Genomic DNA, 15,787 nt, shown 5'->3' with positions numbered 1-15,787 from the left:
CCCAGTTCAGAGGATTTCCGAGAGCTTCACCGAACGGCCCTGCTTCACCGAAAGCAGCGCTGCATCGGCCAGTGCCAGCGCGCGCAGACCATCTTCGCCCGAGGGGGATGCCGGCCTGCCCTCGACAATGGCGGCCACAAAGGATGCGATCTCGGCGGCGTAGGCCTCCGTGTAGCGGGTCATGAAGAAATCATGCAGCGGCGGGCGGGTAAAACCCTGCGCATTGGCGATCTCGATGGAAACGGGCCGCTGGTTTTCCGCCGCGATTGCGCCCGCAGCGCCCAGAACTTCGATCCGCTGGTCATAGCCATAGGTGGCGCGGCGTGAATTGGAGATGCTGCATTGCCGCCCGGATGCGGTGGTGAGGATGACGGACACGCTGTCGAAATCACCCGCCTCGCCAATCGCCGGATCGACCAGCACGGAGGCGGTGGCGAACACCGTTTCAGGCTCCTCGCCAAGCAGAAAGCGAGCCATGTCGAAATCGTGGATCGTCATGTCACGCAGAATGCCGCCTGAGGATTTGATATAGCTGACAGGCGGCGGGCCGGGATCGCGCGAGGTGATCTGTACCATCTCGACGGGACCGATTTGACCTTCGTCGATGGCGGCGCGCACGGCGGCGAAATGCGGATCGAAACGGCGGTTGAAACCCACCATGAGCACGGCCCCCGTATCCTTCACCACGCCAAGACACTGCTTCACGCGCGCAAGGTCGAGATCGATGGGCTTTTCGCAAAAAACGGCCTTGCCGGCGCGGGCGAAGCGCTCGATCAGCTCCGCATGCGTATCGGTCGGCGTGCAGATGACGACGGCATCAATGCTCTTGTCGGCCTCTATTTCGTCAATGCCGCGAACCGCGCATCCATAGGCATCGGCCACGGCCTGCGCCGCCTCGGCAAAGGCATCGGAAACGGCGACAAGCCGGGCATCGGCATTTCCGGCGATCGCTTTTGCATGAACCCTGCCGATCCGTCCGGCGCCGAGAAGTGCGAAATTCACTGCCATATGTGTTTCTTTCAATGGGTCGGCCGCGCCAAAAATGGAATTACGAAATCAATCATTCGCAATTATGTAATTTTTATTCCATATCTGGCGTTTTGGTCAAGCGAAAGCACGCGCTCTGCGCCAACAGATCAGGGAAACAATGCCGTTTCAATCCTCGTTTGATCGCGTATAAAGCAGCGCGCCCATTCGGACGTACATCCACCAAGACAACCAGTTCAGGCCGCGCCATGACCGAGAAGACGTTTCACATCAATCTCACCTGCGAAGACCGCCCCGGCATCGTGGCCGCGGTGACGACGGAGCTTGCCGGTCTTGGTGCCAACATCGCCGAATCCAACCAGTTCTGGGACCGCCAGACAAACCGCTTCTTCATGCGCATCGCCGTGACGGCACCGGAGGGCGTGGAGCGCGATGGATTGCTGCGGGCGCTGGAGCCGGCCATTGTACGCTTCGACATGAAGACGGCGATCACCGACACGACACGGCGGCCGAAGATCATCATCATGGTGTCGAAGTTCGATCACGCGCTTTTGCACCTGCTCTACCAGATCCGCGTTGGCTGGCTGGATGCCGAAGTGGTGGCCATCGTTTCGAACCACGAGGATTCGCGTGCGACAGCGGAGATGGAGGGCATTCCTTATCACTTTTGGAAGGTGACAAAGGACAACAAGCAGGAGCAGGAGGCAAAGCTTCTCGACCTGTTCAAGGAGACGGGTGCGGACCTCGTCATCCTCGCGCGCTATATGCAGGTGCTTTCCAATGAGCTTTCAAACCGGCTCTACGGCAAGGTGATCAACATCCACCATTCCTTCCTGCCGAGCTTCAAGGGCGCAAAGCCCTATCACCAGGCGCATGAGCGCGGGGTGAAGCTGATCGGCGCGACGGCGCATTACGTGACGCCGGATCTCGATGAGGGGCCGATCATCGAGCAGGAAACCGAGCGCGTGACGCATGCCATGACGGCGGAGGATTTCGTCGCCACCGGCCGCGACATCGAGAGCCGGGTTCTCGCCCGCGCCGTCAAGCTGCACCTGGAAAACCGGGTGATGATGAACGGGCACAAGACGGTCGTTTTCGGGTGACACCTGTCAACGGTGTGATCCCTCCCACTTTCGTCATGCCCGGCCTTGAGCCGGGTATCTATGCCGTTGTTGGTGCAAATGAAGGCGGTTCCGGCATGGATCCTCGGGTCAGGCCCGAGGATGACGAAGCGTAGAGGTGTTGAGGTCTCAGCCTGCCGCTGCGCGGGCCCTTTTGCGCGAGCGGAAGGCCAGCAGGAAGGCGAGGCCCAGCATGGTCGCGGTGATGGCGTAGAGCGTCAGCGCGATCGGGCTTGAAAACAGGATCTGGAAATCACCGTTCGAGATGGAAAGCGCGCGGCGCAGATTGTTTTCCATGTCGGCACCCAGAAGCAGGCCCAGAATGACCGGCACCAGAGAAATGCCCAGCATGCGCAGGATGTAGCCCATCACGCCGAACCCGACCATGACGAACAGGTCGAAGGTGGAGTGGCTGATCGAGTAGACACCGAGAAAGCTGACCATCACGACGAAGGGCATCAGCACCCATTGCGGCATGGAGAGCATGCGCGTGAACAGACCGATCATCGGGATGTTCATGATGAGCAGCGCGATGTTGGCGAGATAGAGCGCGGCGATCAGCCCCCAGACCAGCTCGGGCTGCCGGTCGAAGAGCAGCGGGCCGGGCTGGATGTTGAGCGAGATCAACAGCGCCAGCATGACGGCCGTGGTGCCGCTGCCCGGCACGCCGAGCGTGAGCATGGGGATGAGCGCGCCGCCGGACGCGGCATTGTTGCCGGCTTCGGGAGCCGCGATGCCGCGCGGATCGCCCTCGCCGAACTTGCCGTCCTTCGCGCTCCAGCGCTGCTCGGCGATGTAGGACATGAAAGCGCCGAGCGAGGCGCCGGCACCCGGCAGGATGCCGCAGACAAAGCCGATGACAGAGCCGCGCAGATTGGCCCAGCCGCCGGCCATCATGTCCCTGAAGCGCGGCAGGGCGCGGCCCAGCGGAACCATCTTCTCCTGCCCCTGATGGACCCGCTCCAGATAGACCAGCACCTCGGAAATGGCGAACAGGCCGACAATGGCAACGATGGGATCGAACCCGTCATACAGGTGGAACGAACCGGCCGTGTAGCGCGCCGTGCCCGTCGCGGGGTCGAGGCCGACCGTGGCGATCATCAACCCGATGAAGGCGGCAAGCAGCGTCTTGAACGGATTGACCGAGGTGATGCCGCCGATTGTGGCGAAGGCCATGACATAGAGCGCGAAATAATCCGCTGGGCCGAAATAGATGGCGGCCTTGGCCAGAAGCGGCGCGAAAAGCGTGAGGCCGATCGTGGCGAAGGTGGCACCGACAAAAGAGGCGACCGCCGATATGGCCAACGCCTCCGAAGCCTTGCCGGCGCGCGCCATAGGGTAGCCGTCGAGCGTCGTCATGATGGCCGGCTCGTCGCCGGGAATGTTGAGCATGATCGAGGAGATGCGCCCGCCATACATGCAGCCATAATAGATGCATGACAGCATTATGAGCGCTGACGTGGGCTCCAGCCCGAGCGAGAAGGCGAGCGGGATGAGGATGGCGACGCCGTTCACGGGGCCAAGCCCCGGCAGCGCGCCGATCAGCGTTCCCGCGAAGCAGCCGAACAGCGCCAGTGCCAGATTGGTCGGCGTGATTGCCACCGCAAAACCCTGCGCCAGGGCGGAGAGCATATCCATGAAATCAGCTCACGAATTCTGGGAGAAGCGGCAGCGGCAGGCCGAGCAGCTTGTCGAAGGCAAGAAACAGGAACGCGCTCATGATCGCCGCAGAAGCGATGGATTTCGGCCATGAGCTGCGCAGGATGCGCCCCAAAAGCGCGACGGCGATGAAGGTGGCAAGCGGAAAGCCGAGCACCTCCAGAAAGCCCGCATAGGCAAGCAGAAGCGAGACCGCTCCAACCTGCAACAGAAGCGGCTTGCCCGTGACCCAGGCCGGCTCCTCATCCGGGCGGATGATCATCGTCAGGCTGAGGATGGCCGCGGGCACGGACAGCATGATGGGAAAGGCCGCGGGGCCAAGAGGGTCGCCGAAGCTCGCCTCATAGTCTCCCGCGGTCACGCCGTACCAGATCGAAATGGCCAGAAGAAAAAGGCCGACGATCCTGTCTGTCACTTGATGACTCCGATCTCCTGGGAAATCTTGCGCATCTGTTCGGACTGGTCCTTCACATAGGCCTCGAACTCCGCGCCGCCGCGCCACACCGGCACAAGGCCGTTGCCCTTGGCGGTCTCTTTCCAGTCGTCCGTGTCATAGAGTTTCTGCAGGCGCTCGACCCAGGCATTGTAGCCTTCGTCGGAGACCTCGCCGCCCGTGTAGAAACCGCGCCAGTTGTAGCCGGTCACATCGAGGCCCTGTTCCTTTGCGGTGGGTGAATCCGGGAAGGCGGGAATGCGCTCGTCGGAGAGGGCTGCCAGAATGCGGATGTCGCCCGATTCCACGAAGCCGGCGATTTCGCCCAGATCGGTGGAGACCGCCTGAACCTGCCCGCCGATCATCTGCGTGACGGCGGGGCCGCCGCCATCGAACTGCACCCAGCGGATCTGCTTGTATTCATCGCCCGAGAGGCCGGCGGCCCTGCGCCAGCATGAGGAGGCGGATATGATCCCAGCCGCCAGCGCCGGAAGAGCCGGCGACAGCAAGTGCGCTCGGGTCTTCCTTGAGCGCGGCCACCAGATCGTCGAGCGTCTTGAAGTCCGAATCCTTCGGCACGACGATCACGCCGACATCGGTGCCCAGCATGGCCACCCAGCGCATCACCGACGTGTCGGCCGGATATTTGCCCTGCGCGATCTGCGTGACGCCCACTGTGGAAGTTGCCACCATCAGCTCCGCATCGTCGGCGCGCGACGACATGACCTTGGCATAGGCGACCGCGCCCACGCCGCCCGGCATGTTGGTGACCTGAACCGGTGCATCCACCAGCTTCTGGTCGAAGAGCATCTTGCCGATGGTGCGGCAGGTGAAGTCCCAGCCACCGCCGGGATCGGCAGGTGCGATGCACTCGGCAGCCGTGGCACCAGCCACGGAAAGCGACGTCCACAGGACAGCCGCCCCAAAAAGCTTTGAAAGTGTCTTCATCAAGTCCTCCCTCATTGAAGTCGAAATTTCCGTGTCTGAGACCGGATTAGCGTCCGCTCTCAGCCTCCTTCCACAAACCCGCGCGCGCCGAAAAGGCGGCGCGAATCCTCCAGCGCCTGCAGGATCTGCCCGCGCACATCGCGCGCATGCCTGCGAATAGCGGCGGCGGCCTCCTCAGTTTTCCGCTGCCGGACAAGCGCTATGATTTCATTGTGCTCGCGGTGGGCGATCGCGCGCGCCTCCGGCGAGCTCGCCACCAGCCAGCGGGCGCGGATCGTGCGGTTGACCGCGTCCTGCACCGCATCGCGCAGGAAGCGATTGCCCGAAAGGGCGGCAAGCTGCACATGCACGTCGAGCCCTGCCTCGAACCAGTCGTCGGGCGTGAAGTCGCTCAGGCCTTCGTCCACCGTGCGCAGGATGGCGTCCAGCTCCTCAGGCCTTCCCCGCTCGCAGGCGAGACGGATCGCCGCGTCCTCGACGATCTCGCGGTATTCGAAGATTTCCTCAAGCTGCTGCAGGTCGAAGGGCGCGATGGCATAGCCCCGCTCGGCCTTCACGACGAGCCCTTCACGGATCAGCTCCGCCAGCGCCTGCCGGATGGGCGTGCGCGAAACGCCATAGGTGGTTTCCAGCGATCGTTCGGACACGACCTCGCCCGGCGCAAGCTTGAGCGACAGCACATCCCCGCGAATGCGCGAAAGCACGCGCTCGCCGAGCGGCTGTTCAGCCATGTCTTTTGCAGCCTCACCCATGATGGACGGGCACTCCTCCCTGCATGTGCGGCGGTCCGGACAAGCCTCCCTGCCCTCCGGTCTGCCATTTTTGGAACGGGCATTGACCGCTCTTTGCAAGACGGTATACCAATCCGGTCTACCGATGCAATCAGGTTGGAGGAAAAATCGTGACAGCACCAGCCGGCCACCTTGTGAAAGGGTTCCCCGAGCGCGTCAGCGTCGTCGAAGTGGGACCGCGCGACGGATTGCAATCGGAACCCCAATTTGTGCCGACGGAGAGAAAGATCGCGCTCGTCAACGGGCTGATCGATGCCGGCATCCGCCATCTGGAGGTCACGTCCTTCGTTTCGCCACGCGCCGTGCCGCAGATGCGGGATGCAGCAGACGTTCTGGCCGGCATCGACCGCTCGAAGGGCGCGGTGCTGACTGCTCTTGTGCCCAATACGCGCGGTGCCGATCGTGCGGCCGAGGCGGGTGTCGATGCCATGGTCGTTTTCATGTCGGCCTCGGAGAGCCACAATCTGAAGAATGTGAACCGCACCCGCGCGCAATCGCTTGGAGGCTTCGCCGATATCGTGCGCATTGCTGGCGATGCGAAGATTCCGGTCTTCGGGGCGATTGCCACATCCTTTGGCTGTCCCTTCGAGGGCGAAGTGCCGGTTTCCTCCGTGGTGGAGATCGCCCGCGCCTATCGCGACATGGGCATCACGACGCTTTCACTGGGAGATACGACCGGAATGGCGACACCGCCCGTGGTGCAAGAGCGCTGCCGCGCATTGAAACAGGCGGTACCGGAAGCCGACATCGCGCTGCATTTCCACAACACGCGCGGCGTGGGGCTTGCCTGTGTCTATGCGGGGCTGCTGGAGGGTGTGTCCCGCTATGAGGCAAGCATTGGCGGCCTTGGCGGCTGCCCCTTCGTGCCGCGCGCGACGGGCAATATCTGCACCGAGGATCTCGTCTACATGCTGAGCGAATGCGGGGTGGAAACCGGAGTCGATCTGGAAAAGCTCATCGGTGTCGCGCAGGAAGCCGAAGCGATGATCGGGCGCACGCTTCCGGGCCAGGTGATGAAGGCGGGACCGCGTCTCCAGACCGCCAGCATGGACAGCGTTGCGACCGCCAATGGCTGAGAACATGACCGAGAAAAAAGCGCCGCTTGAGGGCATTCGCGTCATTGATCTGACGCGGGTTCTCTCCGGCCCGTTCTGCACCATGATGCTGGGCGACATGGGGGCGGAGGTGATCAAGGTGGAGCCTGCCAAGGGTGACCCGATCCGCGAACAGGGCACGCTGCGCGACGGGTTCTCGGCCTATTATGCGAGCTTCAACCGCAACAAGAAATCGGTTGTCATCGACCTTTACAGCGAGCGCGGCCGTGCGGTGCTGGAGCGGCTGATCTCTGGCGCTGACGTCCTCATCGACAATTTCCGCCCCGGCGTGATGGCGAAGATGGGTTTTGGCGAGGAACGCCTGAAAGCGCTCAATCCGAGGCTGGTGACGGCCAATGTGAACGGCTATGGCTCGACCGGCCCCTATGTGGACCGCCCTGCCTTCGATTTTATCGCCCAGGCCATGAGCGGGCTCATGAGCGTGAACGGCGCGGAAGGCACGGAGCCGATGCGCGTCGCGCAGCCGATCACCGATCTGGTTGCCGGTCTTTACTGTGCATTCGGCATTGTGAGCGCCCTGCGCGCGCGCGATCTCAATGGAACGGGACAGCATGTGGAAAGCGCCATGATGAATGGCGCAATCAGCATGATGGCCTATCTGGCGTCGGAATATTTCACCACCGGAGAGCTGCCCGCGCGCACCGGCAATGACCACCCGCTTGTGGCTCCTTACGGCCTCTTCAGAGCGCGGGATGGCGAGATTGCCGTTGCCCCCTCCAACGACGTGATCCTGAAGCGGTTTCTCGATGTTCTGGAGCTCGGTCACCTGATGGTAGATCCGCGCTACGACACGAACGACAAGCGCTTCTCCCGCCGACCCGAACTCAACGAGATGATCAATCAGGCAGTCGGTCGGGACACGCAGGAGGAATGGATTGCGCGGCTCAACGCCGCCGGCGTGCCCTGCGGCAAGGTGCAGAACCTGGCCGAGGCGCTGAACGACCCGCAGACGCGGGCGCAGGAAATGGTGATCGAGGTTGACCAGCCGAACCACGGGCCGATCCGCATGCTGGGCTTTCCGGTGAAGCTGAGCGACACCCCCTGCCGCCTGCGCCATCCAGCGCCCGAGCTGGGCGCGGACACGAGGGCGGTTCTGGAAGCGAGCGGCTTCAACGCTGACGAGATTGAAGCGCTGGCAAAGGAAGGCGCCATCGGGGGTAATAATGCAATGGGGCGTTGAAACAATCTGAAGACTGGATGCCAGCGCTTTGCCCGTTGGTTCAGGGGCCATTGAATGAGCCACCCTTGGATCGGCGCTGAACGGCACCCATATGCCGGTGAGTGTTTTTCCTCCCGGAGCTCTCCGATGATCCCCTTTTCCGTTCTCGACCTGGCGCCCGTCCCTGACGGATCGAGCGTTGCCGATGCGCTGAACAACACGCTTGATCTTGCCCGCCATGCCGAAAGCTGGGGCTATCGCCGGTTCTGGCTGGCCGAGCACCACAACATGGCCGGCATCGCCAGCGCGGCAACTTCGGTCCTGATCGGGCAGGTGGCCGCCGCCACGAAGACGATCCGCGTCGGAGCGGGCGGTGTGATGCTGCCCAACCACGCCCCACTGATCATCGCCGAGCAGTTCGGCACGCTGGCAACGCTTTATCCGGACCGTATCGATCTGGGACTTGGCCGCGCGCCGGGCACCGACATGGCCACGGCCCGTGCCCTGCGGCGGGGGCTCGACGATGGCGAGGGTTTTCCGCGCGATGTGGTGGAGCTGATTGCCTATCTGGGAGACGATGAACCGAGCCGAAAAGTGCGCGCCATTCCGGGCCGGGGCACACATGTGCCGGTCTGGATCCTTGGATCGAGCCTCTATGGCGCGCAGCTTGCCGCGCATCTTGGCCTGCCCTATGCCTTCGCCTCGCACTTTGCGCCCGCCGCGCTGGAACAGGCTATCGAAGTCTATCGGCAGACATTCCGGCCCTCCGAACATCTCAAGAAGCCGCATTTCATGATGGCGCTCAACGTGTTTGCCGCCGATACGGATGCGGAGGGGCAGTTTCTCAAAACGTCCATGCAGCAGGCCTTTGCCAATCTGCGCACAGGGCGACCGGGCCCCCTGCCCCGCCCGGTGGAAAACGTGGTCGAAACCTTCGAACCCGCCATTGCCGCGGGTGTGGCGCAGGCGCTTGCCTGCACGGCGGCGGGAAGCCCGCAAACCGTGCGGGAGGCATTAAGCGCATTCCTGGCGCGATACAGGCCCGACGAAATCATCATCACCGGCCAGATTCACGACCACGCGGCGCGGCTGAAATCCTTCCGGATCGCTGCCGAAATTCTCTCCGTCATGTGACGCTGCAAGCGATAAGATCTTCCCTCAAAATCTGTTTTGGACATGACCTGATCTACCGGAAAAGGGATATTTGGTCGATTTGACCTTGATATTGGCAAATTAGGACCAAACGGGTTTCTACTCCTGTTATCGTCAATTGAACAAAAAGCACGGTCAACGTGCGCGCGACGAACAAGGATGGGAGAGAGACATGTCGTCCCCGCAAAAGGTTTTGCCGAGCTTACCGCTCGCGCTGACGCCGGTGCTGCTCACGCTCATCGTGCTGGGCGTCCAGCTATTCTATTTCGACGATTTCACCCCCCATGTGCCGCTTGCCATTGGGCTCGCCCTCACGGGGCTGGTTGGCGTCAAGCTGGGTTTCGACTGGGAAGATATTGAAAAGGGTGTGTTCCACGTCATCCACGTGTCTCTGCCCTCCGTTTCGGTGCTCATCAATGTTGGCATGATCATCGGTGTGTGGATCGCAAGCGGCACCGTGCCGACACTGATCTATTACGGCCTGACGATTCTCTCGCCGGAGATCTTCCTTGCCGCAGCGATGCTTCTGTGCGCGGTGGTTTCGCTTTCGCTTGGCACTTCCTGGGGCACGGTCGGGACGGTTGGCCTGGCGCTGATGGGCATCGGTGCCGGCTTTGGCATTCCGGCCTACTGGACAGCGGGCGCGGTCGTTTCGGGTGCGTTTTTCGGAGACAAGGTCTCGCCGCTTTCCGACACCACCAATCTTGCGCCGGCAGTGACGGGCGTCGACGTGTTTTCGCACATCAGAAACATGTTGCCGACCACCCTTCCTGCCATGCTGATTGCTCTGGGGATCTATCTTTTTGCCGGCTATGGTCTGATTGAAACGGGCAGCGCATCATTCGAGAAGATCACCGCGATCACCGCTTCGCTGCAGGAAAATTTCGTGATCTCGCCCTGGCTGCTTCTTCCGGCCGTTCTGGTGATCGCGCTGGCTGTGAAGCGCATGCCGCCTATCCCGTCTCTCTTTGCCGGTGTGCTGGCTGGCGGCCTTGTGGCGATGATCGCGCAGGGGGTGGGACTGCATGATGTCTTCACCTATGCCAATAGCGGCTACAAAATAGACACGGGCGTGAGCGAGATAGACTCGCTGCTCAATCGCGGCGGCATCCAGTCCATGATGTGGACGATTTCACTGGTGCTGATCGCGCTCGGCTTCGGTGGCGCGCTGGAGAAGACCGGGTGTCTTGAGACCATCATCAAGACGATCATGACACAGGTGAGAAGCTTTGCCGGAGTTCAGACGGCAGCGGTGGGAACCTCGATGGCAACCAATCTTGTCGCAGGCGATCCCTATCTTTCCATAGCGCTGCCCGGGCGCATGTATGCACCGGTCTATCGCGGCATGGGCTATTCCACACTCAACCTCTCGCGCGCGGTGGAAGAGGGCGGCACGTTGATCTCGCCACTCATTCCATGGAATGCCGGCGGTGCATTCGTGATCAGCGCGCTGGCGCTCGGCGTTTCCGATGGGCAATTGGTGAACCTGTTATACATCCCCCTCGCCTTCGCCTGCTGGCTTTCGCCGGTGATCGGGCTTGCCTATGCCTATACCGGGCTTTTCTCGCCGAAAGCGAGCGAGGCCGAGATCGAGGACTGGCACGACAGCGGCGAAACCATTGCCGATCTCAGCGATCATGGCTGGGAGGCACCTGCCATGGCGAACAGAACGCCCGCAGAATAGGGCGCCGCCAGCTGAACAGGCTCCGTAACGGGGCCTGTTTCGCATTCAGCGGGCGGGGTAATGGAACGGCTCGCCGGCAAAGGCCTCCCTGCCCCGGCCGATCTGGTGGATGGCGCGGATCATGCGCCCTTCACGCTCAAGCAGCCTGTCGCCCAGCGCGACGATGCGGCGGTTTGGCGTGGCGCTTGGGGCGCGCTCGCGCAGCATGTGTGCAAGGGCGACTTCATCCATCTCGCGTGCGAACAGATTGGCGATGACATAGGCGGCAGCGGTGGAGCGGCTGATGCCCGCATGGCAGTGCACCACCAGGGGCGAGCGCCAGTTCCAGTCGCGCGCGAAACCGAGCAATGCTTCGATCTGCTCAAAGGCCGGTGCGATGAGGCCCGGACGCAAATCCGAGATGTCGTGCATGGCCAGATGCAGACGTTCCGGCACCGTATCGATCTGAGCAAGAGCAGGCGGTTCGCTGCTCGATGTCAGCGAAACCATGTGCTGCGCACGGGTCGCTTTCAGCATGCGCTCCAGCTGCGATGCGGGGCAGACATAGAGCATTACCGGCCGCTCCCGGCCCAGCTTTCCAGCGCCATGCCAAGGCGCTCGAAGCCCTGTTCGTCTCCCGGCAGGCCGATGCGCAGGCAATCGGGACGGCCGGCGAAACGCCGAACGAGAATGCCATTGCGGCCCAGATGATCGAACAGCCCTGCCGCGCGGGGATGGCGCAGGAAGCGGAAGAGATCGGTGCCGGCTTCGATCGTTAGCCCTGCGTCGTTGAAAAGGGCATCGAGACGTATGCGCGCCTTGATGAGATCACGCCGCATGGCGCTCTGCCAGTCGCGGTCGGCGAGCGCTTCGAGGCCCGCATGGAGCGCAGGACCCGCGACGGCCCACGGGCCGAGCCATGCGGAAAGTTTCTGCGCAAGCTCCGCCGAAGCAAGTGCGAAGCCCAGACGCAGACCCGCCAGGCCAAAAAACTTTCCGAACGAGCGCAGCACGACGAGGTTGCCGGCGTCCACGTCGCCGGCGATGCTTTCGGCCTGAGGGCCGACATCCATGAAGGCCTCATCGACCACCAGAACCCCGCCATGGAGGCGCAGGTTTTCCGCGAGATCGAGAAGGTCTCTGCGGCTTAGCAGCCGCCCGTCGGGATTGTTTGGATTGACCACCACCGCAAGCGGCGCACCATGAAGCGCGTCGAAGCGCTCCACCTCTTCGACCGCGTGGCCGGCGAGTGCGGCGGCGCGCGCGTGTTCGGCATAGGTGGGGCCGAGAATGCGCGCCGCCCCGGGCGCCAGAAGCGAGGCGACCAGCGGCAGGAGAAGCTGGGTTCCCGGCGCGGCGATGACGTTGGCCGCAGACGGCGCGCCATAATATGCGGCGGCTCGCTCGGTCAGGGCGGCGATGTCTGCCTCTTCGGGCAGGCGCTCGACGGCGCTGGCAGGGAACGGCGAAAAAGGATAGGGGTTCGGGTTGATGCCGGTGGACAGGTCGAGAAAGGGCGTGGGCGCATTCGGAAAGAGCGTCGAAGCCTGAACGAGACTGCCGCCGTGATCGGTCACCCTGTCCGCAGCCCGGTCAGCCAGTCGAGGCCCGATGTCCATTCTGATCGCCCTTTCATCCATGCTGGTGGAACTCGCCATCGGCTATCCGCAGCGGCTCTTTCGCCTGATCGGTCATCCCGTCACCTGGATCGGTCGTCTTATCGCGCTGGCGGACGCGCGATGCAATATCGAAACCCTTTCGCCCGGTGCGCGCCGCATGATTGGCGCGCTGGCGCTGGCGGGCATTCTCGTGCTCGCAGGTCTTGCCGGCTGGTTGATCCAGACCGGCCTTTCCGGCTGGGTGGGGCTGGTGGTCGCCGCGCTTGTGGGCAGCTCTCTGATCGCCCAAAGAAGCCTCGCCGCCCATGTGAAAGCGGTGGCGGACGGGCTCGACACCGGCGGGCTTCCCGAGGGTCGAAGAGCGGTTTCGCAGATCGTCGGCCGCGATCCCGAAAGCCTTGACGAGGCCGGCGTTTCGCGCGCGGCCATTGAAAGCCTTGCCGAAAACTGCTCCGACGGCGTGGTTGCGCCTGTGTTCTGGCTGGCGGTTGGCGGGCTGGCGGGCGGCGCCATCTACAAGACCGCGAACACGGCCGATTCGATGATCGGGCACAGGAGCGCGCGGCATCTTCATTTCGGCTGGGCGGCGGCGCGTTTTGACGATCTGATCAACCTGCCGGCTTCGCGGCTGACGGCGCTTCTCTTTGTCTGTGCCGCGTTCTTCATGCGCGACGCCTCGGCTGGAGCGGCATGGCGCGCGGTGCGCCGCGATGCGCGCCACCATCGCTCGCCCAATGCCGGCTGGCCGGAAGCGGCCATGGCGGGCGCGCTCGGCCTCGCCCTTGCCGGCCCGCGCCGCTATGGCGGCGAAGTGGTGGACGATGCGGTGATGGGCGAAGGCGGCCGTCGCGCGGCCAATGCCGGGGATATCCGCCGTGCGCTTGCGCTCTACCGGATTGCAGACGGGCTCTTGATCGGGCTTGTGGCGGTGGCGGCTGGGCTTTGGTTTTTGGTATTCTGATCGCACGTCATTTCATGGCAACAGCGTTGTGCGTGGTTCGACAAGCTCACCATGAGGGATGTGGTATCCCGCAAGCCTGTTCACGAACACGTAGAACGTGTTTGCAGCCACTCCCGTCCCTCATGGTGAGCTTGTCGAACCACGCACTGCGTCACTGCAGCGTGTCCTAAAACTCCACACCCTTTTGCGCTTTCACGCCAGCGGCGAAATGATGCTTCGCCTGCCCCATTTCGGTGACGAGATCGGCGGCCTCGGTCAATAGCGGCTTGGCGTTGCGGCCGGTCACCACCACATGTAGGTCCTCGCGCCGCCGGGTCAGTGCGGACACCACGCGTTCAAGATCGAGATAGTCGTAGCGTAGCGCTATGTTCAACTCGTCGAGAACCACCAGATCGATGGTCGGATCGGCCATCAGCTCTTCGGCCTTTCCCCATGCCCGCTCGGCGGCGGCGATGTCGCGTTCAAGATCCTGCGTTTCCCAGGTGAAGCCCTCGCCCATCGTGTGCCAGGAGACCTGATCGCCGAAGGCAGCAAAAGCATCCTTCTCGCCGCAATGCCAGGCACCCTTGATGAACTGCACGACACCCACCCGGCGGCCATGGCCGAGCATGCGCAGCGCGAGACCGAAGGCGGCGGTGGATTTGCCCTTGCCTGGCCCCGTGTTGACGATCAGAAGCCCCTTCTCGACTGTCTTGTCGCGCACTTCGGCATCCTGAACCGCCTTGCGCTTTTCCATCTTGGCCTTGTGGCGCTCGGCCTGGTTTGTGTCGATCTCTCGCATGTCACTTCACTTTCATGGGCAGGCCGGCAACCACCAGCGTGACGCTGTCGGCGGCAGCGGCGACTTTCTGGTTCAGGAATCCCGCCTCGTCGCGGAAGCGGCGCGCCAGCGCGTTTTCGGGCACGATGCCGAAGCCGACCTCGTTGGAAACGAGAACCGTGGTTCCCTCTCTTGCGGCGAGTGCCGATAGAAGCCTCTCGGTGACGGGCTTCGGATCATGGTCGTTCAGCATGAGATTGCTGAGCCACAGGGTCAGGCAATCGACCAGAACCGTTTCATTGGATGGCAGTTTTTCGAGCACGCCCGGCAGGTCGAGCGGGGCGTCGTGCGTCTGCCACGCGCCCGCCACCGCCCCCTTGCGCCGCGCGCGGTGCATGGCGATGCGTTCGCGCATCTCGTCATCGAAGGCCTGCGCCGTGGCGATGTAGTGCCAGGGCGCGGGCGTGGCTTCGATCAGCGTTTCAGCATGGCGGCTCTTGCCCGAGCGCGCGCCGCCCAGAACGAGATGAAGGGATCGCATCGCTATTTTGCCGGCTCAGCCGACAAGATGCCCGGCAAGGAAGGTCACGCCGACGCCAAGGATCGCTGCACCGGCAAGCCGGGGCTGCATGGCCTCCACCGCCCAGCCGCGCGAACGGACCAGCAAATAGGCGCCAAGCGCGATGGCGCTCTGGATCGCGGCAAGGCCGGCGAGATAGGCAATCAGCGGCGTCTCCTCGCTGCCGACAATGGCCTCGCCGAAGGCATAGCCATGGAACACGCCGACCACCAGAAACAGCGCGAAAACGAGCATGTGGTTTTCCAACGCCCGTCCACGGGCCAGCAGCCAGCCGCCGGCAAGAACGCTTGCCGCGATGACGATTTCCGCCGCCGGAAGATCGAGCAGCATCAGGTGCAGACCGACGCCGATGAGCGAACCGGCGACGAAGAGCAGCGGCGCGAAAAGGCTCATGCCGGCGACAGCGGCAATGAGGCCGGCGGCAACGATGAAAGCGAGATGGTCAAGCCCGATCACGGGATGGGCGAGCCCCGAAACCAGCCCCTCATAAAGGGTTGTGGGTGTCTCTCCGTCCATGGCGTGATGGGCCTTGGCGCTGGTTGCGAAGAGCGATGCAAAAACGAATGCGGAAAAAATGCGTGCGATACGCGCGGTCATGTCTGGTCCTTTCCCCTCCACCCGAGGGATGCGGTGTTTCTTTCAGGCTGTCGGCAGGTTTCCTGGCTCACGGGTCGAAGCGTTTTCCAGCCTTCCCAAGGCATCATGCCTCAGTGGCGATCAGGAAAACGCTCACCGCTTACAGTTGCGGGGGCAGCCATGGCCTTGGCGCTTGAGCGCCGCACCATGTTCCCTCTGGTCCGCTTGCGCGGAACCAACAGCAGCCGGAGCATACAAGAAAA

General features: G+C 63.0%; 17 protein-coding genes and 1 riboswitch. Of the genes, 6 read left to right on the top strand and 11 right to left on the bottom strand.

The window, feature by feature from the left end:
- Positions 1-6 precede the first annotated feature (6 nt).
- A complete protein-coding gene (iolG, locus tag AB2N04_RS00845; RefSeq protein ID WP_367714269.1) occupies positions 7-1,008 on the bottom strand; it encodes an inositol 2-dehydrogenase in 1,002 nt (333 codons plus the stop codon).
- Between the two features lie 227 nt (positions 1,009-1,235).
- Here iolG and purU point away from each other — a divergent pair, with 227 nt between their 5' ends.
- On the top strand, positions 1,236-2,090 hold the full coding sequence (gene purU / locus AB2N04_RS00840) for a formyltetrahydrofolate deformylase (RefSeq protein WP_367714268.1): 855 nt from the start codon (positions 1,236-1,238) through the stop codon (positions 2,088-2,090).
- Between the two features lie 147 nt (positions 2,091-2,237).
- Here the strand turns inward: purU and AB2N04_RS00835 are convergent, their stop codons facing one another.
- The 5 genes from AB2N04_RS00835 to AB2N04_RS00815 are packed head-to-tail and all read right to left on the bottom strand — an operon-like array spanning position 2,238 to position 5,900.
- Complete coding sequence (locus AB2N04_RS00835) at positions 2,238-3,746, bottom strand: tripartite tricarboxylate transporter permease (RefSeq protein WP_367714267.1); 1,509 nt, start codon at positions 3,744-3,746, stop codon at positions 2,238-2,240.
- A 4-nt stretch (positions 3,747-3,750) separates the two neighbouring features.
- A complete protein-coding gene (locus AB2N04_RS00830; protein WP_025031717.1) occupies positions 3,751-4,182 on the bottom strand; it encodes a tripartite tricarboxylate transporter TctB family protein in 432 nt (143 codons plus the stop codon).
- On the bottom strand, positions 4,179-4,709 hold the full coding sequence (locus AB2N04_RS00825) for a Bug family tripartite tricarboxylate transporter substrate binding protein (RefSeq protein ID WP_367714266.1): 531 nt from the start codon (positions 4,707-4,709) through the stop codon (positions 4,179-4,181). Before AB2N04_RS00825 ends, AB2N04_RS00830 begins: the two co-directional genes overlap by 4 nt.
- A complete protein-coding gene (locus AB2N04_RS00820; protein WP_367714265.1) occupies positions 4,621-5,148 on the bottom strand; it encodes a Bug family tripartite tricarboxylate transporter substrate binding protein in 528 nt (175 codons plus the stop codon). Before AB2N04_RS00820 ends, AB2N04_RS00825 begins: the two co-directional genes overlap by 89 nt.
- A 59-nt stretch (positions 5,149-5,207) precedes the next feature.
- The gene (locus AB2N04_RS00815; RefSeq protein WP_367714264.1) at positions 5,208-5,900 is read right to left on the bottom strand and encodes a GntR family transcriptional regulator; all 693 of its coding nucleotides are present in this window, start codon (positions 5,898-5,900) and stop codon (positions 5,208-5,210) included.
- Positions 5,901-6,049: 149 nt separating this feature from the next.
- On the opposite strand from AB2N04_RS00815, the gene AB2N04_RS00810 reads away from it, so the two are divergent.
- The 4 genes from AB2N04_RS00810 to nhaC all read left to right on the top strand — a co-directional run bounded on the left by AB2N04_RS00810 (position 6,050) and on the right by nhaC (position 11,049).
- Entirely contained in the window at positions 6,050-7,015 is a 966-nt protein-coding gene (locus AB2N04_RS00810) for a hydroxymethylglutaryl-CoA lyase (protein ID WP_367714263.1), read from the top strand.
- A 4-nt stretch (positions 7,016-7,019) separates the two neighbouring features.
- The gene (locus tag AB2N04_RS00805; protein ID WP_367714262.1) at positions 7,020-8,234 is read left to right on the top strand and encodes a CaiB/BaiF CoA transferase family protein; all 1,215 of its coding nucleotides are present in this window, start codon (positions 7,020-7,022) and stop codon (positions 8,232-8,234) included.
- A 126-nt stretch (positions 8,235-8,360) separates the two neighbouring features.
- Entirely contained in the window at positions 8,361-9,347 is a 987-nt protein-coding gene (locus AB2N04_RS00800) for an LLM class flavin-dependent oxidoreductase (RefSeq protein ID WP_367714261.1), read from the top strand.
- Between the two features lie 190 nt (positions 9,348-9,537).
- Positions 9,538-11,049: a Na+/H+ antiporter NhaC gene (gene nhaC / locus AB2N04_RS00795; protein ID WP_367714260.1), complete on the top strand. Its 1,512-nt coding sequence runs from the start codon at positions 9,538-9,540 to the stop codon at positions 11,047-11,049.
- A gap of 45 nt (positions 11,050-11,094) precedes the next feature.
- Here nhaC and AB2N04_RS00790 read toward each other — a convergent pair whose 3' ends face one another.
- Entirely contained in the window at positions 11,095-11,601 is a 507-nt protein-coding gene (locus AB2N04_RS00790; protein WP_367714259.1) for a tyrosine phosphatase family protein, read from the bottom strand.
- Positions 11,601-12,647, bottom strand: coding sequence for a threonine-phosphate decarboxylase CobD (cobD, locus tag AB2N04_RS00785; RefSeq protein ID WP_367714258.1), 1,047 nt, complete (start codon positions 12,645-12,647; stop codon positions 11,601-11,603). The genes AB2N04_RS00790 and cobD overlap by 1 nt, the downstream gene beginning before the upstream one ends.
- On the opposite strand from cobD, the gene cbiB reads away from it, so the two are divergent.
- Positions 12,640-13,608, top strand: coding sequence for an adenosylcobinamide-phosphate synthase CbiB (gene cbiB, locus AB2N04_RS00780; RefSeq protein WP_367714257.1), 969 nt, complete (start codon positions 12,640-12,642; stop codon positions 13,606-13,608). The two genes, cobD and cbiB, sit on opposite strands and share 8 nt — an antisense overlap.
- A gap of 166 nt (positions 13,609-13,774) precedes the next feature.
- Here the strand turns inward: cbiB and cobO are convergent, their stop codons facing one another.
- The 3 genes from cobO to AB2N04_RS00765 are packed head-to-tail and all read right to left on the bottom strand — an operon-like array spanning position 13,775 to position 15,545.
- Positions 13,775-14,389 (bottom strand): cob(I)yrinic acid a,c-diamide adenosyltransferase, encoded by a 615-nt coding sequence (gene cobO / locus AB2N04_RS00775; RefSeq protein ID WP_367714256.1) that lies wholly within the window; start codon positions 14,387-14,389, stop codon positions 13,775-13,777.
- 1 nt (position 14,390) lies between these two features.
- Positions 14,391-14,909 (bottom strand): bifunctional adenosylcobinamide kinase/adenosylcobinamide-phosphate guanylyltransferase, encoded by a 519-nt coding sequence (gene cobU / locus AB2N04_RS00770; protein WP_367714255.1) that lies wholly within the window; start codon positions 14,907-14,909, stop codon positions 14,391-14,393.
- Between the two features lie 15 nt (positions 14,910-14,924).
- Positions 14,925-15,545 (bottom strand): HupE/UreJ family protein, encoded by a 621-nt coding sequence (locus AB2N04_RS00765; RefSeq protein WP_367714254.1) that lies wholly within the window; start codon positions 15,543-15,545, stop codon positions 14,925-14,927.
- A 34-nt stretch (positions 15,546-15,579) separates the two neighbouring features.
- Positions 15,580-15,779, bottom strand: a riboswitch (cobalamin riboswitch).
- Positions 15,780-15,787 lie beyond the last annotated feature (8 nt).

This window comes from Nitratireductor sp. GISD-1A_MAKvit, assembly GCF_040819555.1.
Classification (GTDB): Bacteria; Pseudomonadota; Alphaproteobacteria; order Rhizobiales; family Rhizobiaceae; genus Nitratireductor.
Note: the sequence above shows the minus strand (reverse complement) of the source record. Positions and strands in the feature narration are given on the sequence as shown.